Genomic DNA, 18,548 nt, shown 5'->3' with positions numbered 1-18,548 from the left:
TTTGCGATCAAATTCGTCGGACGGACGCAACAAGGCACCGCCCAATGACGCAATCGCATAGACCCAAAGCCAAAAAATGGCAATCCATTAATTTTGATGCAGCGTTTTCAATCGTTTAGATACAAAAATTCTTACGTAAACGTAAAACATTCTGTCACCGGATTGTTACTCGGCGGCGCGTTTCTCATGGTGCAGCGCAAGATATTCAGCACTGCGCATCTCGAAAAGCCGCGACGTCGTGCGGTCGAATTCGAAACCTTCGGTACCCTTGCGGTGCACCAACAGTTCCTCCGGCATCGCCGCTGCGGAGATGTAAAGCCGCACGGCATGATCGTAGAGCGTATCGACCAGAATGATGAACCGTTTGATCTGGTTCCGCTTTTCCGGCCCGAGCAACGGAATGTGATCGACGAAGACCATATCGAAGCGTTCGGCGATTGCCAGAAAGTCGGCTGCTCCGAGCGGCTTGTCACAAAGATCGGCGAAGGAAAACCGCGCCATCCGGTCGACGGCGAGCGGCACATGGATGTGGCGCCCCTTCATCGGGATATCCAGCGGCTGCGCCTTGCGCCCATGCAGCGCCTGCGTCCAGGACGCATCCATCGCCATGTCATTATGCTCGTTGATCGGCACCAGATAGACCGGCTGGCTGTTCAGCTTCTCCATCCGGTAATCGGTGGGCGAATCCAGCGTTACGACATCGACATGCTGCTTGAGTAAGGTGACGAAAGGCAGGAAGAGGCCGCGATTGAGGCCATCCTTATAGAGATTGTCGGGCTCGACGTTCGAGGTCGCGACCAGCACGCATCCGCGTGCGAAAAGCTCGGAGAACAGCCGCGACAGGATCATCGCATCGGCGATATCGGTGACCGTGAACTCGTCGAAGCAGAGAAGCTCGGCTTCCTCGTAAAGCGCGGCGGCGACGGGCGGCATCGGATCGGCCTGCTTCGTCTCGCCGTTCTTGAGCTTCAGCCGGTGCGCGGCGATGCGGTTATGCACATCCGCCATGAATTCGTGGAAATGCGCCCGGCGCTTCTTCCTGCACGGCGCCATCGAGAAGAACATGTCCATCAGCATGGTCTTGCCGCGCCCGACGCTGCCGTGGATGTAAAGCCCCTTGTGGCCGTCGACGGATTTCTTCTTGGCGGCAAACAGCCAGCCAAGCGCGCTCGATTTTGCCGCCGGCCGCCGTTGCTTGAGCCCGGCAAGCACCCGGTCGAGGCTCTTTGCCACGTCCATCTGTGCGGAATCGACCTGAAGTGCCCCCGATGCGGTCAGCGCTTTAAGCTGTTCGCAGACGCTGAGCGCATAATCCGGCATTGGTTGCATGAGGGCATATCCGCCTGTCAGTCGTCGCAGCAGAGCTGCCGGAACATTTACCGGCTGAGGCTGATCGGCTGACCCGTGTTCGTCTGTCCGTCAAAGCGGTTGTCGGCCGTCTTGTAGACGCTGCCGATCTGGTTGCCCGAACGGTCCTTGAGCAGCACCTGCTTGCCGGAAACTTCCCAGGACCCCATTGCCGTCAGCTCGCCGACGCAGCCGCGGGTACCACCGCGCGAACCGCTGCCGAGATTGGTCAGCGTCAGGAACATGTCGCAGCCGCCGTTGACGCGCCAGCTTCCGACCATCGATTCCTTGGTGACATCAAGCGCATTCGCCGCCATTGCGCCAGGCTGAGCGCCCGGCATCGGCGCCGTCGCCGTCGGCGCGGCCGGAAACTGCGAACTTCCGGTCGGTGGCGGAAGCTGCCCCCCCTGTACCGAGGGCACCGGCTGCGCCGTCAGCGGCGCCGGCGTGGCACTGGCGTTGTTGGAGCTGTAATCATATGCCGTACGCTGACAACCGGCTAGCGACAGAACCACCACCAGACCTGTCATCGCATATCGCAACTGCATCATCATACTCCTGAATTCGGCTATCGCCGTAGAGAAACGGGCGTGAGACAAGTCCGATTATCGTAATTCGCTTTGGTTAATCAAGTCGGGCTGCACAAATTGCCCGTGACAACAACTAACCGAAAAACGATACAGTTCAACTGTCCCGCTGCAAAACTTCCTGCACATAGAATTTGTCAGCAAGGTGTTGCGCGCGTTCATCTCTGTCAGGATGCCTGTCGAACTCGCGCAATGTCTCGGAAGAGCGCTCCAGCGAACTCAAGAGAATTGCACCATGATGCGAATGCCCTGTTCGTGCACAGATGCAAAGCCGCGACCTGATCTCTGTGACGGCTTCGGGATCGAAGCCGTCTATTCCGTCGTGGCATGCATGCTGATCAAACCCGGCGCTCGACCATCATCTTCTTGATTTCGGCGATCGCCTTGGCCGGGTTGAGGCCCTTCGGGCAGGTCTGCGCACAGTTCATGATCGTGTGGCAGCGATAGAGACGGAACGGATCCTCGAGATTGTCGAGGCGTTCGCCGGTCGCCTCGTCTCTGGAATCGATCAGCCAGCGATAGGCCTGCAACAAAACGGCCGGACCGAGATAACGGTCGCCATTCCACCAGTAGCTCGGACAGGAGGTCGAGCAGCAGGCGCAGAGGATGCATTCATACAGGCCGTCGAGCTTCTGCCGGTCCTCGTGGCTCTGCTTCCATTCCTTGGCCGGCGCCGGCGACACCGTCTTCAGCCACGGCTCGATCGAACGATGCTGGGCATAGAAGTTGGTGAGGTCGGGAACCAGATCCTTGACGACGGGTAGATGCGGCAGCGGATAGATCTTCACCGCGCCCTTGATATCGTCGAGGCCCTTGGTGCAGGCGAGCGTGTTGGTGCCGTCGATATTCATCGCGCAGGATCCGCAGATGCCCTCGCGACAGGAACGGCGCAGCGTCAGCGTCGGGTCGATCTTGTTCTTGATGTAGAGCAGACCGTCGAGCACCATCGGCCCGCAATCGTCGACATCGATGTAGAACGTATCGATCGACGGGTTCTGGCCGTCATCCGGGCTCCAGCGATAGACGCGAAACTCGCGGGTGTTCTTGGCACCCGCCGGCTTCGGCCAGACCTTGCCTTCGCGCATCTGAGAATTCTTGGGGAGAGCGAGTTCAACCATAGCGGGTTCCTCTTGAGATCAGTACACGCGAGCCTTCGGCGCGATCTTCTGCGGATCGATGCCTTCGGCGATGAGCTCGGTGTGAACCGGCCGGTAGTCGAGTTTCACGTCGCCGGCCTCGTTGACCCAGGCGAGCGTGTGCTTGCGCCAGTTGACGTCGTCGCGGCCGGCGAATGCACCCTCGGTATAGTCCTCGCGCGCATGCGAACCACGGCTCTCCTTGCGGGCCTCGGCGCCGTAGATCGTCGTGATGGCGTTGGCCATCAGGTTCTGCAGCTCGAGTGTTTCCACGAGATCGGAGTTCCAGATCATCGAACGGTCGGTGACCTTCAGATCGCCCATTTCCTGCCAGATCGCCGAAATGCGCCGGCAACCGGATTCCAGCGATTCCTGCGTGCGGAAGACGGCGGCGTCTTCCTGCATGGCGCGCTGCATCTTCTCGCGCAGTTCCGCCGTCGGCGTGGCGCCGCTGGCGTGGCGCAGACCGTCGAAGCGGTCCATGATCCTGTCGCAGGCTGCGACGTTGAGATGCGGGACCGGCGCTGCGCGGTCGATCACCTCGCCGGCGCGGATCGCAGCGGCGCGGCCGAAGACCACGAGGTCGATCAGCGAGTTGGAGCCGAGGCGGTTGGCGCCGTGCACCGAAGCGCAGCCGGCTTCACCCACGGCCATCAGGCCGGGGATGATCCGTTCCGGATTGGCGCTGTCGGCGTTCAGCACTTCGCCCCAATAATTCGTGGGAATGCCGCCCATATTGTAATGAACGGTCGGCAGAACCGGGATCGGCTCGCGCGTGACGTCGACGCCAGCGAAGATCTTGGCGCTCTCGGAAATCCCCGGCAGGCGTTCATGCAGAACGGCCGGATCGAGATGGTCGAGATGCAGGAAGATGTGGTCCTTGTTCTTGCCGACGCCCCGGCCCTCGCGGATCTCAAGCGTCATGCAGCGCGAAACGACGTCGCGCGAGGCAAGGTCCTTGGCCGAAGGCGCGTAACGCTCCATGAAGCGCTCACCCTCGGAGTTGACGAGGTAACCGCCTTCGCCGCGGGCGCCTTCGGTGATCAGACAGCCCGAACCATAGATGCCGGTCGGGTGGAACTGCACGAATTCCATATCCTGCAGCGGCAGGCCGGCACGCGCCACCATGCCGCCGCCGTCGCCGGTGCAGGTGTGGGCCGAGGTTGCCGAGAAATAGGCGCGGCCGTAACCGCCGGTCGCCAGCACCACCATCTTGGCGGCGAAGCGATGGATCGTGCCGTCGTCGAGGCACCAGGCGACGACGCCGGTGCAGCGGCTGCCGTCTTCCGACATGATCAGGTCGAGCGCGAAATACTCGATGAAGAATTCGGCATTGTTGCGCAGCGACTGACCGTAGAGCGTATGCAGGATGGCGTGGCCGGTACGGTCGGCAACGGCGCAGGTGCGCTGGACCGGCGGGCCTTCGCCGTAATTCTGCATGTGGCCGCCGAACGGGCGCTGGTAGATCTTGCCTTCCTCGTTGCGCGAGAACGGCACGCCGTAATGCTCGAGCTCATAGACCGCCTTCGGCGCTTCCATGGTGAGATACTGCATGGCGTCGACGTCGCCGAGCCAGTCGGAACCCTTGACGGTGTCGTAGAGGTGCCACTGCCAGCTGTCCGGCGTCATGTTGCGCAGCGAGGCGGCGATGCCGCCCTGGGCCGCGACCGTATGCGAGCGGGTCGGGAATACCTTGGTGATGCAGGCGGTGCGGAAGCCCTGCTCGGCCATGCCGAGCGTGGCGCGCAAGCCGGCGCCGCCGGCGCCGACGACGATCACGTCGTAGGAGTGATCGACATACTTGTAGGCCTTGCCATTCTGGGCGGGTGAAGTCGGTGCCATATCAAGCTTATCCTACGAATGCGATTTTCAGAATGGCGAAGAGACAGAGGCCGGCGATCAGGATCGCAAAGAACGTGTTCAGCATCAGCAGCGCGATCTTGCCGAACTCGCCATGCACGTAATCCTCGATGATGACCTGCATGCCGAGTTTCATGTGGATGACGCCGGAGATCACCATCAGCCCCATGACAACAGCGACGAAGGGGTTCGACAGCGCGCGAACCACATCCGCATAAGGCGCGCCGGCATAGACGAGCATGAAGATGAGAAAGAAGAGGATGAGCGGAACATTGGCGACGGCCGTCAGCCGCTGGCGCCAGAAATGGTCCGTGCCGTCCTTGGCGGAGCCGAGCCCGCGAACCTTGCCGAGGGGGGTGCGCATATCCATGAGAGGACCTTCAGAAGCGAATGAGGAAGCCGATCACCCAGACCAGCACGGTCAGACAGAGCGACCCGATGATGTTGGCGATGGCGAGCTTGGTCGAGAATTCCTTCCCGAAACCGTAACCGAGATCCCACATGAAGTGGCGAAAGCCGCCGAGCATGTGGTGCAGCAGCGCCCAGGTGTAACCGAGAAGCACGAGCTTGCCGAGAAGGCTGCCGAGCACCCAGTTGGCCCAGTCATAGGAGCCCTGGCCGCTTGCCGCCGCGATCAGCCACCAAGCGACGAGCAGCGTGCCGACGTAGAGCGCGCCACCGGTAATGCGGTGGACGATGGACATGATCATGGTGGGAATAGGTTTGTAAATCTGCAGATGCGGCGATAGGGGCCGGTTATTTGTCACGTTCGCCATCAGAACCTCGCGGCGGCTTCTCTGCGCTCCCGGATTTCGGAGCATGCTCAGTCAACCACACGAATGACAAAATTCTCTGTGTGCGTTGCATCAATTGCGACGTTTAATCACCGGAAACGCCGACGACAAGCACAATCGCTGTCTGCTTTTAATTTAATCGATTCGCGTTACCGGGAAGTTTGCAGGCTAAAGAAACTGGTCTCTTCCGCTCAAATTTGATGCCGATGCTCGGACCTGAATGGACAAGCTTCGGCTTTTGGCGCAATCTGGCGTTAACGATTTGTTAAGGATCGGAATTCCGGAGGCCGGCCACCCATGTTTCGCAGTTTGTCCGCAGTCACCCTGCTTGCCCTGTCCGCACTTGCCGCCTTGCCCGCCGAAGCCGGCGACCGCCGCAGCGATCATCGCTTTCCCGGCCATCGCCACGCTGTCCACGGCGGATTGTTCCTCGGCGAACGTGTCGGCTGGCGCGATCGCGGCATCCGTTTCGACAATGCCTATCGGTATCGCAACCGCAAAGAGCGGATGCCGTTCCTGAAACAGTTTTCATCGCCGGCGACAAATCGCATCGCCCGCAGCAATCTCATCTTCGTCCTGCCCCAAGCGCAGGGTGGCGACAGCGGCGGCACCTATGCCGGCTCTTCCTATGCCTATCAGGTCGATGGCGGAACCTATGTCGGCGGCGACGGCTATGGTTTCTATCCGGCCCCGCGGCCTGAACAGCTGGCGCCGAAGGCGAAGGTCATCGACGTCGCCGTGCAGGACGATCCCTGCGCCTACGAGGCCAATGTCTGCATCATCCGGCCTTAATGCATGTCGCCCAAAAGTGTACAGCGGTTTTGGGACAACGACATGCATAAAACAATGACTTAAAGCGCGTCGCATGATTCCGATTTGACGCGACGCGCTTTAGAGCCTTTCCCTGGTCAGCTTTGCTGACAGGAATATGAAGATGACGAACGCCGGCGGCTCAAATTTGCCCGGCCCCACTCTTTCGCGACGCGGCTACGTCAATACGGATGGCGCACATCGGCGGGAGATTCTTGTCCTCAAACGTCGCCCGCCGTGGCGTTCCGCTATCCGGCATCCAAGCATCCCAGGCTCTGTTCATTTCCTCGAATGAGGCAAGGTCGCTGAGCCAAATGTTGGCGAGAATGATCTCCGCCTTATCGGTCCCTTCGCGCAGCAGCATGTCATCGATGCGCTCCAGTATTTCGTTGGTTTGCGCCGTCACGCTCGCTCCTCTCGTCAGGTTTGCGACCTGACCGGGCAGATAGGCGGCATCTGCGAGGAGAGTTTCGTCAACTTTGGCTTGCCCCATCATCGTATTCGCGACTTCCATGAATGCTTGAGATTGGGCCGTTCGACCCTTCATTGGAATCACTGTGGGGCTTGGCTGGCCATTCCGGTAGAGGGAATTAAGTTGAGCCGATATAATAGAAGCTGAACGCTCCTAAAGCCTTCCTGGTCAGATTGAAGCATTCTGTTGGCTCAAGGCTTTAGCTGGACAAAATGGCCGTATGCCGCGAAATGAAGTCCACAAGGTAGCGCGCGCCCTCGGCCGTCTCGGACTGAGCATAGAGACCGATCTCGATGCGCACCGGCCCGGGCAGATCCGCCGATTTGTCAAGCGTCCGGCAGCCCTCCGGTTTCGTGTTGAGCATCATCGGTGCGATACCGATACCGACGCGAACCGCGGTCGCCATGGCCACCAGCGTCGATGCGACGCACGCCGTCTTCCACTTGATGTTCCGCTGAGACAGAGCGGCAATCGTCGGGAGCGTCCAGGGACACTCCTCCTCAAACATAATGATGGGAAGCGGTTTTTCCGCATCCGCCACAAAGTCGGATCTGACCGTCCACATCAAATATTCGGTCCAGATCAGGGTCGGTTTTCGCGAGAGGCAGGTGATGTCGCAAACCACGAGATCCAGCTTCCTGTCTTCAAACAGGCTGGCGAGGCGTCGATTCGGCTCGACGATGATATCGATCTCGACCTTCGGGTTCTGGGCTCTGAAGTCGCTAAGAATGTCGATCAGGTGGCCGGCTGCGAAGTCCTCAACGACGCCGAGGCGGATGCGGTCCTCGATCATCTTGCCTGTCAGCCTTTTCTCGACCTCGTCGCTGAGGGCGACCATTTCGCGGGCATAAGCCAGCATGATCTGCCCATGGCTCGTGAGCTCGAGGCCTTTTGACGAACGCGAAAACAGCGTAACGCCGACAAGCTCCTCCAGCTTGCGGATCTGCATGCTCACCGCCGCCTGCGTTCTGTTCAGCTTGGCGGCTGCTCCATTGACGGTGCCGATCTCCGCGACGGTCAGAAATGCACGAAGCAGATAGGAATCAAGATCAAGCATCAGGAGCCGCATTCCATACTTTGTGGCGCTCGAGAGCCGAGGGCCTCTCTGCCGATAAGCAGATATTGGACGAACCATGTTCTTACGGCAACCGGCGATCCTTTGCCCGGGGCGCAGCGCAAGCTGCGTCCCGTCAATGCCAGCTTATCGCGCGAAGAGGACGCATGCCTCCGGCGGAATGGAAACGCTGATCTCCTGCCCGCGAGTAAAGGCTATGTCTGGACGGTTAGGGCAAGCCGAGATTATGCGGTCACCGCTGACGAGGTCCAGAACGATATGCCTGAACGCACCGAGTGTCACAACGTCGGCAACGCGTCCGGGCATGGCCCCGGCTCCCGGAGCGCCGGACGATATCTCGACGCTTTCCGGCCTCACGCAAATCTCGGCGGCACCGGAAAGGCTTCCCGTGGACGCGACCGGAAACTCCCAGCCGGATTCGGAGCGAAATTTGCGCGCCGATCCGCCCGCGGCCAAAATCGAGCCGTGAATCCAATTCGTCCGTCCCATGAAATCCGCGACGAAACGCGAGTCTGGACGCCAATACACATCATCCGGCCTGCCGGATTGCATGATTGCTCCACGGTTCATCACGAATATGCGCTCTCCCAGGCTCATCGCCTCTTCCTGGTCGTGGGTTACCACGATTGCGGTCGAGCCGACCGCGGCGAGCACATCCTTCAATTCGGTGCGCAACTCATGCCGAAGCTTGGCGTCGAGGGCCGACAAGGGCTCATCCAGAAGAACAAGGCTCGGATGGGTGGCAAGCGCCCGCGCCAGCGCAACACGCTGCTGCTGGCCGCCGCTCAACTGGTGCGGCCGCCGCTGTCCGAAACCGACGAGCCGGACGAGCTCAAGCATCTCGGCAATGCGGCGAGGTATTTGCTCCGGCGGATGGTTGCGATGGCGAAGTCCGTAGCCGATGTTCTGTTCGACGGTCATATGCGGGAAAAGAGCGTAATGCTGGAACAGCAGCCCGACATTGCGCTCATAGGGTTTCAATCCGGCCATCGGCTCGCCGTCGATCAAGATCGAGCCTTTGTCGGGCCGCTCGAATCCGGCAATGAGCCGAAGAATGGTGGTCTTGCCGCAGCCGCTTGGTCCGAGCAGTGCGATTGTTTCACCTGGATTCACCGAGAAGGAGATATTACCGAGGGCGACGGTTTCGCCAAAGCGCTTGCTGACCCCTTGAAATTCCACGGCAGAAATCATCGTATTGTCCTCAAGAACGAAACAAACCCTGGCCGACGACAGTGTCGAAGCCGACGACCCGGTCCAGCACGACGATCAGCAACGCGGTGACGGCAATCAGGACCACGGCCGCCGCAGCGATCGTCAGGTCGAAAGCCGCCCGCATGTTGCTGACCAGCGTAACAGGCAAGGTCGTTGCGGACGGATCGCTCAGAAAGAGACTGATCGATACGTCATCTATTGAAATGGCGAAGGCGAAGATCGCCCCGGTGACGACGCCCGTCCGCATGAGCGGCAGGGTAATGGTCCAGAAGGCCTGGCGCTCGGTGGCGCCGAGAACCATTGCGGCTTCCGTCAATCGTTGATCGCTGCCGAGAAGGCTGGCGAGACTGGTCCTTATGCAATAGGGCAACGTCACGATCACGTGGCCGAGGAGCAGGCGCGCCATACCATTCGTGATGCCGGCCTTGGAAAGAAAAAGCAGCAGGCCGAATCCAATGACGACGGGCGGGACGATGAGTGGCGAGAGAAAGGCCGAAGTCAGCGCCGCCTTTCCTGGAAAATTGCCACGGGCAAGGCCAACAGCCGCCGCAGTTCCAATCGTGACGGACAGAACCGTCGTGAGTACCGCCAAGATGAGGCTGGTGCGTAGGCTGGTAAGGATATCCGCCTGGGAAACCAGCCGTTCGAACCAGTGAAGCGACAAGGCAGGTGGCGGCATTGGACCAAGGTAGGTCCTGGCGTCGAAAGCCATGATGCATGTTATCACCAACGGGATGGCGAGGAACGCCAATCCAAGGCCGATGACACCGTAGGCAAGGGAAACGGCGATCCGGTCTCCGGTTCGCGCTGCAAGAGACTGTCTGCTCATCGGGAAACCTTCCAGGCCTGCGCAAACGTTATGACAGCGACCACCGCCAACGCCGCCGCAAGCATGACGAGCGAGATCGCCGCGCCGCTCGGATAGTTGGCGATATCGCTGAACCGGGTGTAGATGACGTTCGATATGAAAAGCACCCGGCCCCTCCCGAGCACCATGGGAATGACGAAGGCGCTGATCGCGAAAGTCAGCGAGACAAGCGTGCTTGAGATCAGAGCCGGGAAGCTCAGGGGAAGCGTGATCGACAGATGGGCTTTCCATCCCGGCGCGCCGAGCGACTGGGCTGCATCGAGCAGACGCGGATCGATCGATTGCATCGCGCCAATCAGCGTCAGCGTTGCGACCGGTATGATCGAGTGAACCAGACCCGCAGTCACGACGATATTGATATATTCGCGGCTGTTGGGCGAAAGGCCAAGTGTCAAGAGGAAGGGGCGGAAGATGCCGACCGACCCGAAGGTCAGTTCGATCGCATAGGTCTTGATCAGGACGCTGGAGAGAACAAGCGTAATCAAAAAGCCGAGAGTGAGCGCCCGCATCCGCGGGGAAATGCGCCGTACGATGAAGTAGGCCAGCGGGAATGCCACGAGCTGGCCGATGATCGCGGCAGCTCCACCGATCCAGAAAGTCGTCAGCAGGACGCTCGCAAACGCCTGGTTTGCCAGCTCATAGTAGTTTTGAACTGTCGCCGCGGCATTTTCAACGGAACCGACGCGCCCCGGCGTAAACTCCTTCAAGCTTTCGATTGCCAGATTGACTAATGGCGACAGAAAACCGAAGGCGAACACCAGCAGGGCTGGTCCGAGCGTCAGGGCGACATCTCGGCGATCAGGAATAGAAATGGCAACGGGTTGCCGCCTTGCTTTGGTCATGGTGGAACAGCCTTTTCCTCGCCCTTGCGGGGCATGAGAAAGGGAGGTTATCGAAGCCCGCGTCGCGCCTTCGATAACCTGCCGCGAGGTGCCTTAGAGCAACGGAGCAATGTCCTGTTCCCAGCGTTTGGACCAGGCATCCTGCTGTTCGAGAACGACATTGTAGTCCGGCACATAGACGAAGCTCGAAAACTCGTCCGGCGTGAAGGAGAGATGCTTGAGATTGTCGGGGGTGACCGCCTTGCTGTTCAACGGCGCTTCGCCCGCCACCTTGGCGTAGAGCGAGTTCATGTCCGGGCTGATCGCGAAGTTGACGAAATCGAGCGTTGCCTTGGTGTTCGGCCTATTCTTCAACACGCCGAAACCGCTCTGGTAGAGGAAGGCCTTGAAGTTACTGTCCTTGGTGAAACGCGTAACCGGGAAGTTCTTCGCCACGGCCGCCCAGCCGGGCTCAGCGAAGAAGCCGACGGAGGTCTCGCCCGACGTCAGCGAATTGGTGAAATCGATATCGGTGATGGCGACGCGGCCGATATTGCCGGACTTCGCCAGTTCCGTCATGAGCTTCCATCCGGGCTCCATATTCGTTTCACTGCCACCGGCGTGAAGGGCGAGCGCGACGATCTGGAGCATCATGCTCTGCGTCGGGCCTGGCCAGCAGATCGCCCCCTTAAGATCGGGGCTCAGCAGATCATCGATGGTCTTCACAGCGATCGGAGCCGTGTCGGTTCGGGCGCCGAAATACATGCCGCCAACGGCGCGTGGGACCGCTTTGATATTCCCCTTGCCGTCCCGAATGATGATTTTCTCGGGAATATTCGCAAGGTTGGGAATATCGGCAGGATTGATGGTCTCGAGCCAATCCTCCTTCACCATGCTGTTGAATGAGCCTTCCCAGCCGGCGACGTAGTCGTAGTCGACATTCGGCCAGACGGCCTTGATCTTTGGCAGGATCGCGCCCGCGCCACCCTGATGGAGAACCCAGTTGAACGTCGCCGCATTCTGGTCGGCGGCAATCTGCTTCATGGCTTCGACGACATCGCCGCCCCATTCGACGGCGGTGAGATTGCCGCTGCCGGCTGCGGCGGATCGCGCAAACCCGGTCATCGTGCCGGCAATCCCCGCGGCAGCGGCGGATCCGAGGAAGCGGCGGCGTGTCATATCGTGCAACATGGTAGGTTCCCTTTGTTGTCGGCCCTCTGCCGGACCGTTCGTATCGGAGACTGCTGGGAGGTTGCCGACCGCGGTAGTGGGAAAATTCTCGCCGGGTTATAAAGTTTTCTGAACATACCGATGAATGCACGACCCGCATCGCGGCGCCTCGGCGGATCCGAGCTATCAGCAATCGTTATATCCCCTCTCGAATTTTCGCGGTTCCAAGAGAAGCGTGCGGCGCTGATGATGACGGCTGCATCAATACGTGGGAGCCTGCCTTGACCATTGATCGGGATTTTCTGGAAAACTTGAGAAAGCGCTTCGGCAGCGCCGCAGGCGGGGAGATGGAAGATCCGCACTTCCGCGCCGTGGCGGCGAGCGTGTTCAAGGACGGCGACAGCCGCAAATGGCCCTTTGCCGATCCTGCGACCTTTCTGGACGCCCGTTTCATCGAGAACGGCTTGCGGCCCGAGGTGCTTGAGGCGCTTGACGTGGCTCTGATCGGCGTGCCGATGGACCTCGGCGTCACCAATCGCGCCGGCGCGCGGCTGGGGCCGCGGGCCGTCCGGGCGATCGAGCGTGTCGGCCCCTACGAGCATGTTCTGCGTGTCGCGCCGATGGGAGGGTTGAAAGTCGCCGATGTCGGCGACGTGCCGATGCGCAGCCGGTTCGGCCTGGCCGAATGCCATGCCGATATCGAGGCCTGCTACCGGATGATCGCGGCAACCGGGGTTATTCCGCTGTCGGTCGGCGGCGACCATTCGATCTCCGGCGCCATTCTCAAGGGCCTGGCGGCCAGCCGGCCGGTAGGCATGATCCACATCGACGCTCATTGCGACACCGCAGGTCCCTATGAGGGCTCCAAGTTCCATCACGGCGCGCCGTTCCGCGAGGCGGTTCTGGCGGGCGTGCTCGATCCGAAGCGGACGATCCAGATCGGCATCCGTGGCGGCGGCGAATATCTCTGGGAGTTCTCCTTTGCCTCCGGCATGACCGTCATCCACGCAGAAGAGGTGGCGGAGATGGGTCTCAAGGCCGTGATCGCAAAGGCTCTGGAGGTTGTCGGCGCCGGTCCGACCTATCTCAGTTTCGACGTGGACAGCCTTGATCCGGCCTTCGCTCCGGGAACCGGCACGCCAGAAGTGGGCGGGCTTCAGCCGAGGGAGGCCTTGACCCTGCTGCGCGGCTTCAAAGGCATCAACCTCATCGGCGGCGACGTCGTGGAAATCGCGCCGCAATACGACAACACCACCAACACCGCGCAGATCGCCGCGCAGGTCCTGTTCGAACTCCTGTGCCTCGCGATGTTCAGTCCCGCGGCCAGGACAAACGTGACCTGAGAACCAGCTTCACACCGGCAGCGTGCCTCGTGTCCGCTGCCATCCATCACCTGTCGCACAAGACGTCTCAAAAAGGGGAACGACATGACTGCTCTTATGAAATTGCGCTACGCCGCCACCGCAGCAATTGCCGTGTTCGGCATCCTGGCAGGGGCCGCACAGGCCGACGAACTTGCCGATATCAAAGCTGCAGGCGAGATCAACATCGGCATCTTCTCCGATTTCCCGCCCTTCTCTTCGGCAAGCGCCGATATGAGCATCAAAGGCTATGACGTCGACGTCGCCCAGAAGATCGCCGACGGGCTCGGCGTGAAACTCAATCTCGTGAGCGTGACTGGTCAGAACAGGATCGCCTACCTGAACGACGACCGCGTCGATCTGCTGATGAGCGTCGGCTATTCGAAGGAGCGTGCCGAGGTTATCGATTTTGCCGCCCCGTACGCCCCCTACTATATCGCCGTCATCGGTCCGGCTGCGCTGAAGGTGAGCGGCAAGGAAGACCTTGCCGACAAGACCGTCGCCGTCAATCGCGGGACGCTCGAAGACACCTCGCTGACCGCCGCCGCCCCCGGTTCGGCCGCGATCCAGCGTTTCGAGAACTACAATTCGGTCATCCAGGCCTTCATATCCGGCCAGACCCAGTTGATGGTCGTCGGCAACGATGTCGGTGCTCAGGTTCTGGCACGACAGGACGAACTGAAGCCGGAGCAGAAATTCCAGCTCCTCAGCTCGCCCTCGCACATCGCACTCCGCAAGGGCGAGGAAGGCCTGAAGAAGGCCGTCAATGATAGCGTCGCCGCAATGATTGCCGATGGTTCACTCGACGCAAGCTCGAAGAGCTGGCTGAAAGCACCGCTCAACCCTGAAAACCTGAAGGACTGAGGTCGGCCTCCCCCTCACCAGAGCATGATGTCGAAAACCGCAAGCGATTCCGGCGGCATCATGCTCCAATTCTTTGGTTGAGAGGCGGATCGAGATTTCGGGCCGACCCAGCCCAGGCCATCCGGCTCCAAAGGACAAGCGATGAGATACAGCCTCGATTTCAATTGGCTATGGGACGGAATGGGCGCTCTGGCTTATGGCGCGGGCACGACGCTTGCACTGACGGCCTCCACATCGGTCCTCGGGATCGTTCTCAGCGTTCTCGGCGCGGCCGCGCGCCGGGGACCTTATCCATGGTTGCGCAAGGCCGTCGGCCTGTATGTGGAAGTCATGCGCAATACGCCATTCCTGGTGCAGCTGTTCTTCATCTTCTTTGGCTTGCCCAGCCTCGGCATTCGCCTTGATCCGATCTCTGCCGCAGTTCTTGCCATGACCCTCAACATGGCGGCCTACACGATCGAGGTGGTCGGGGCCGGGCTCGATGCCATACCGAGAGGCCAGAAGGAGGCGGCACAGGCACTCGGCCTCAGACCTCGGCTGGTGTTCTTCAAGATCATTCTGCCGCAAGCGCTCGCCATCATTTTTCCGGCGCTGACGAGCCAGATCATCATCATGATGCTGGAATCGGCGGTGGTTTCGCAAATATCCGTCCGCGAGCTGGCGCAGGAGGCCGATCTGCTTCAGTCGCGCACCTTCCGCTCCTTCGAGACCTATCTGGTGGCGACGTTGATCTACCTTTCGATGTCCGCCGCACTTCGCCGGCTTCTTTTCGCCGGGAAACGCCGTTTTCTGGGAGCCGGTCTGGCATGATTGAGTTCACCTTCTGGGACATTCTGCGCAATCTTGTCTTCGCAACACGCTGGACCCTGCTGCTTTCGCTCGCAGCCTTTGCCGGCGGCGCCATCGTTGGCCTGGCGATCCTCTCTGCACGGATATCGAAAACGCGCTGGTCGCGCAGCTTCGCGTCCGGCTACATTGCCCTGTTTCAGGGAACGCCGCTCCTGATGCAGCTCTTTCTGATGTTCTTCGGCCTGCCGATGCTGGGTTTCCGCATCGAGTCATGGACTGCCGCCGTCTGCGGCCTGACGTTCTATGCCAGCGCCTATCTGGCCGAAATCTGGCGGAGCGGCGTCGAGGCGGTGCCGCGCGGACAATGGGACGCCGCAGCCAGCCTGGGTTTGCACCGTCTCCTCGAACTTCGCCTTGTCATCCTGCCGCAGGCTTTCCGGATCACGCGCGCGCCGACCGTCGGGTTCTTGGTTCAGTTGATCAAGAGCACCGCACTGGCCTCGATCCTCGGCTTCGAAGAACTGCTGAAGACCGCAAACGCCATCAACAACGCGACCTTCGAACCGTTCAAGGTCTACGGTCTCGTCGCCGTGATCTTCTTCGCCCTGTGCTATCCGCTGACGCAATACGCCAGAATTCTGGAGAAGAAGGCGGCGTTTGGCTGAGCGGTGCCGAGTTGCCCCGCATTCCGATCGCAACGGAGTGTCCAAAGGGCCGATGCCGGTTGAAAAGCTGGTGCGCCGCGCAGCGGCGACGCGGCCTCGTTCAATCACACAGAACTCGCTTTATCCAGCAGTCAGAACTCACTGAGAGATCGCTTCAATGACCGACACACAAATCCGTATTCTCGATGCCCGGACAACGGGCGAGTTTCTGCCTTTCGACGCGCTGGTTGCGACTTTGCGGCAAGCATTTGCCGAAGGCTGTGTTGTGCCGGTACGGCATCACCACACGATAGCCAATAGCGGCGAGCCGGATGCGACCCTGCTTCTGATGCCGGCCTGGCATGAAACGCACCGGTCGGAGCGCTACCTTGGCATCAAGATCGTTACCGTCTTTCCCGGAAACACGGCGCGCGGCATTCCCGGTTTGACCTCGACCTACATGCTCTATGATGGCCGGACCGGGATGCAGCTTGCGCTCCTTGACGGTAACACGATCACGGCGCGCCGTACGGTGGCGGCATCGGCCCTTGCCGCGGATTATCTTGCCCGAAAGGACGCGCACCGTCTGCTGGTGATCGGCGCAGGCCGCGTCGCGAGCCTCATACCCGATGCCTACCGCGCCGTCCGGCCGATCGCGCATGTCGATATCTGGGATATCGATCCCGCCAGCGCGGAACGGCTGGCGCAGAGCCTCCGACGACGCGGCCTCCAGGCCACCGCCGTCACGGATCTGGAAGCCGGGACGCGGCAAGCCGATATCGTCAGCGCAGCGACGCTGGCGACCGCACCGCTTATCCGAGGCGAATGGCTGAAGCCGGGCACCCATGTCGATCTGATCGGCGGCTTCACGCCGGCGATGCGCGAGGCCGATGAAGAAGCGCTTCGGCGCTCCTCGGTCTATATCGACACGCACGAAGCCCTTCACGAAGCGGGCGATCTGGTTCAGCCGATCAGGGCTGGCGTCATGTCTACAGATGCAGTGCGTGCGACACTTGACGAGCTGTGCCGCCGGGATATTCCGGCGCGGACGTCCAACGACGAGATCACGCTCTACAAGGCAGTCGGAACGGCGTTGGCTGATCTTGCCGCCGCGACGATGGTCTATGAAGCCGCCTTGATCGCCGGCTGACGTCTTTTGGTCCGGGCGATGCCCAGCGAAAAGAAGATGGCTGATCGAGGCATCGAGGACTTTGACTCGAACAAAAGCCTCTGATTGAGGCTCCATCATCGTTTCACCGGGCTTGCTCCTACGGTCCACTCGATCGCTAGAGGTCAGCGACGTGTAGATGCATCCGGGTAAATGCGATTAAGCTTTCGATGTGGTGGGCGACAGCTCGGCGAGTTTCCTCGACGTCGCCCCGGTCGATCGCCTCGATGATAACGAGGTGTTCCGTGGAGTCCGGCTTCAGGCGATCTTTCAGGCGGTCAATTTCGAAGAGACGCGTGGTCGCCCGAAGCTCCCGTAGTACCTTGGCCATTACCGCGTTGCCGCAATGATCGATGATCATATTATGGAGATTGTCGTCCGAGAACCAATGGGCGTCTGTGTGATACGCCGTGGCGTCCAGAAGGTCGTGGATTTCCTGCCGGACGCTCATCAAAAGTCGTCGCGGAATAGCGTTTATCGACAGTACTGCTGCTTCAGGTTCGATCAACAACCTCAGTTTCAAGCTTTGAAGATACTCGCCGACATCCACCTGTCGCACGACGTAGTTTCGGCCGTCGCCCTTGCGAACCAGGCCTTCGCCCTCCAACCTCTGCAGCGCTTCCCGCAGCGGCGTCCTCGAAATCCCAAGTGTCTCGGCAAGCCTTGCCTCAACGATGACATGCCCGCCTTTCAGCCGGCGATGCCGGATCATGTCGGACACGGCCTTGTAGGTCAGCGATGCAAGATTATGCTGCCCTTTCTCCGCAATTTTCCGACCCGAGGCCTCTAAGGCGTCTGTCACCGTTTGCCATTTCCTTGTTCTTTAGGTCGTTGGCCGCTCGACGCGGCATCGTGCTTTCCTTACGCGATCACTTGTTACATATGATAGCCGATTTGGAAAAGGACTGGAACGAGTGCAGATGGACGATGGTCTGAATGAAGTTGGCGACTCCAGCCTTGCTGACGAAACCTACCGTTCCCTGCTGGCCGATATTCTATCAGCCAGGCTCGCGGGGGGATCGGTCGTCCAGCAACGTCGCCTGGCGACCAAACATGCTGTTTCGCGTTCTCCTATGCGTCACGCGCTGGGACGTCTCGAAGGGGAAGGACTTCTTGTCAGAAACGAAAAAGGCGTTCTCTCGGTCAGGGTCATCAGTCTCAAGGACTACCTTGACAGCCTCACCATGAGGATGCTGCTCGAACCAACTGCGGCCGCGCTCGCCAGTCCCCACGTTTCGCGACTTGAACTGGACGCTTTGACAAGGATGCTTGACGAGATCGAGGACGACCCCGAACCTGACCCTGAGGTAGTCTGGGCGTTTGACGATGCGCTTCACAACTATATCGCAAGCGAGAGCCGCAACCCCTTTATGGCAACCACGATCGCGGAGATGCGGCGCTACACAACGATCTTCGAGCGACAGCTGCCTGTCGTACGCGCGAAGCCGGGCGTGCGAGAACATCGAGCGATCCTGCTTGCCTTGGCCTCCAGCGATGCCGAGGCGGCTCGCCAAGCCATGACCGATCATCTCGAAGTCGTACGTCAGGGCGTCCTAGCAAACTACTGAAT

The 18,548-nt window shown here is 60.3% G+C and carries 20 protein-coding genes; 7 read left to right on the top strand and 13 right to left on the bottom strand.

Going from position 1 to position 18,548, the window contains the following annotated elements:
* Nucleotides 1–165: 165 nt before the first annotated feature.
* From zapE to sdhC, 6 genes are all read right to left on the bottom strand, one after another.
* The gene (gene zapE, locus FHT75_RS25530) at nucleotides 166–1,329 is read right to left on the bottom strand and encodes a cell division protein ZapE (protein WP_047615585.1); all 1,164 of its coding nucleotides are present in this window, start codon (nucleotides 1,327–1,329) and stop codon (nucleotides 166–168) included.
* Between the two features lie 47 nt (nucleotides 1,330–1,376).
* Nucleotides 1,377–1,895, bottom strand: coding sequence for a protease inhibitor Inh/omp19 family protein (locus tag FHT75_RS25525; RefSeq protein ID WP_063473782.1), 519 nt, complete (start codon nucleotides 1,893–1,895; stop codon nucleotides 1,377–1,379).
* A 377-nt stretch (nucleotides 1,896–2,272) separates the two neighbouring features.
* Nucleotides 2,273–3,052, bottom strand: a complete 780-nt coding sequence (locus FHT75_RS25520; RefSeq protein WP_003567268.1) for a succinate dehydrogenase iron-sulfur subunit — start codon at nucleotides 3,050–3,052, stop codon at nucleotides 2,273–2,275.
* A gap of 18 nt (nucleotides 3,053–3,070) precedes the next feature.
* The gene (gene sdhA / locus FHT75_RS25515) at nucleotides 3,071–4,912 is read right to left on the bottom strand and encodes a succinate dehydrogenase flavoprotein subunit (RefSeq protein WP_047615587.1); all 1,842 of its coding nucleotides are present in this window, start codon (nucleotides 4,910–4,912) and stop codon (nucleotides 3,071–3,073) included.
* Nucleotides 4,913–4,919: 7 nt separating this feature from the next.
* Entirely contained in the window at nucleotides 4,920–5,300 is a 381-nt protein-coding gene (sdhD, locus tag FHT75_RS25510) for a succinate dehydrogenase, hydrophobic membrane anchor protein (RefSeq protein WP_047615588.1), read from the bottom strand.
* Nucleotides 5,301–5,310: 10 nt separating this feature from the next.
* Nucleotides 5,311–5,706 carry a succinate dehydrogenase, cytochrome b556 subunit gene (gene sdhC, locus FHT75_RS25505; protein WP_047616030.1) on the bottom strand — a complete coding sequence of 132 codons (396 nt, stop codon included), beginning with the start codon at nucleotides 5,704–5,706 and terminating at the stop codon, nucleotides 5,311–5,313.
* 315 nt (nucleotides 5,707–6,021) lie between these two features.
* Here sdhC and FHT75_RS25500 point away from each other — a divergent pair, with 315 nt between their 5' ends.
* A complete protein-coding gene (locus tag FHT75_RS25500) occupies nucleotides 6,022–6,516 on the top strand; it encodes a hypothetical protein (RefSeq protein WP_047615589.1) in 495 nt (164 codons plus the stop codon).
* Nucleotides 6,517–6,676: 160 nt separating this feature from the next.
* Here the strand turns inward: FHT75_RS25500 and FHT75_RS25495 are convergent, their stop codons facing one another.
* The 6 genes from FHT75_RS25495 to FHT75_RS25470 form a co-directional block, all read right to left on the bottom strand.
* Entirely contained in the window at nucleotides 6,677–7,030 is a 354-nt protein-coding gene (locus FHT75_RS25495) for a RidA family protein (RefSeq protein ID WP_097543624.1), read from the bottom strand.
* Nucleotides 7,031–7,205: 175 nt separating this feature from the next.
* Entirely contained in the window at nucleotides 7,206–8,075 is an 870-nt protein-coding gene (locus FHT75_RS25490) for a LysR family transcriptional regulator (RefSeq protein ID WP_174824500.1), read from the bottom strand.
* Nucleotides 8,076–8,207: 132 nt separating this feature from the next.
* Entirely contained in the window at nucleotides 8,208–9,272 is a 1,065-nt protein-coding gene (locus FHT75_RS25485; RefSeq protein ID WP_063473783.1) for an ABC transporter ATP-binding protein, read from the bottom strand.
* A gap of 10 nt (nucleotides 9,273–9,282) precedes the next feature.
* Complete coding sequence (locus FHT75_RS25480) at nucleotides 9,283–10,122, bottom strand: ABC transporter permease (protein WP_047615593.1); 840 nt, start codon at nucleotides 10,120–10,122, stop codon at nucleotides 9,283–9,285.
* Complete coding sequence (locus FHT75_RS25475; protein ID WP_063473784.1) at nucleotides 10,119–11,003, bottom strand: ABC transporter permease; 885 nt, start codon at nucleotides 11,001–11,003, stop codon at nucleotides 10,119–10,121. Before FHT75_RS25475 ends, FHT75_RS25480 begins: the two co-directional genes overlap by 4 nt.
* 93 nt (nucleotides 11,004–11,096) lie before the next feature.
* Entirely contained in the window at nucleotides 11,097–12,173 is a 1,077-nt protein-coding gene (locus FHT75_RS25470) for an extracellular solute-binding protein (RefSeq protein WP_063473785.1), read from the bottom strand.
* Nucleotides 12,174–12,433: 260 nt separating this feature from the next.
* Between FHT75_RS25470 and speB the strand changes: the two genes are divergently transcribed.
* The 5 genes from speB (at nucleotide 12,434) to FHT75_RS25445 (ending at nucleotide 16,960) form a co-directional block, all read left to right on the top strand.
* Entirely contained in the window at nucleotides 12,434–13,495 is a 1,062-nt protein-coding gene (gene speB / locus FHT75_RS25465) for an agmatinase (RefSeq protein ID WP_063473786.1), read from the top strand.
* Between the two features lie 84 nt (nucleotides 13,496–13,579).
* A complete protein-coding gene (locus tag FHT75_RS25460) occupies nucleotides 13,580–14,377 on the top strand; it encodes a transporter substrate-binding domain-containing protein (RefSeq protein ID WP_047615601.1) in 798 nt (265 codons plus the stop codon).
* Between the two features lie 141 nt (nucleotides 14,378–14,518).
* Entirely contained in the window at nucleotides 14,519–15,187 is a 669-nt protein-coding gene (locus FHT75_RS25455) for an amino acid ABC transporter permease (protein ID WP_063473787.1), read from the top strand.
* Entirely contained in the window at nucleotides 15,184–15,831 is a 648-nt protein-coding gene (locus FHT75_RS25450; RefSeq protein ID WP_063473788.1) for an amino acid ABC transporter permease, read from the top strand. Before FHT75_RS25455 ends, FHT75_RS25450 begins: the two co-directional genes overlap by 4 nt.
* A gap of 157 nt (nucleotides 15,832–15,988) precedes the next feature.
* On the top strand, nucleotides 15,989–16,960 hold the full coding sequence (locus tag FHT75_RS25445; protein ID WP_063473789.1) for an ornithine cyclodeaminase family protein: 972 nt from the start codon (nucleotides 15,989–15,991) through the stop codon (nucleotides 16,958–16,960).
* 136 nt (nucleotides 16,961–17,096) lie between these two features.
* Here the strand turns inward: FHT75_RS25445 and FHT75_RS25440 are convergent, their stop codons facing one another.
* Complete coding sequence (locus FHT75_RS25440; RefSeq protein ID WP_063473790.1) at nucleotides 17,097–17,780, bottom strand: GntR family transcriptional regulator; 684 nt, start codon at nucleotides 17,778–17,780, stop codon at nucleotides 17,097–17,099.
* A gap of 112 nt (nucleotides 17,781–17,892) precedes the next feature.
* Here FHT75_RS25440 and FHT75_RS25435 point away from each other — a divergent pair, with 112 nt between their 5' ends.
* Nucleotides 17,893–18,546 carry a GntR family transcriptional regulator gene (locus tag FHT75_RS25435; protein ID WP_176707326.1) on the top strand — a complete coding sequence of 218 codons (654 nt, stop codon included), beginning with the start codon at nucleotides 17,893–17,895 and terminating at the stop codon, nucleotides 18,544–18,546.
* Nucleotides 18,547–18,548: the final 2 nt, after the last annotated feature.

The organism is Rhizobium sp. BK112, assembly GCF_014193215.1.
GTDB classification, from domain to species: domain Bacteria; phylum Pseudomonadota; class Alphaproteobacteria; order Rhizobiales; family Rhizobiaceae; genus Rhizobium; species Rhizobium anhuiense.
Note: the sequence above shows the minus strand (reverse complement) of the source record. Positions and strands in the feature narration are given on the sequence as shown.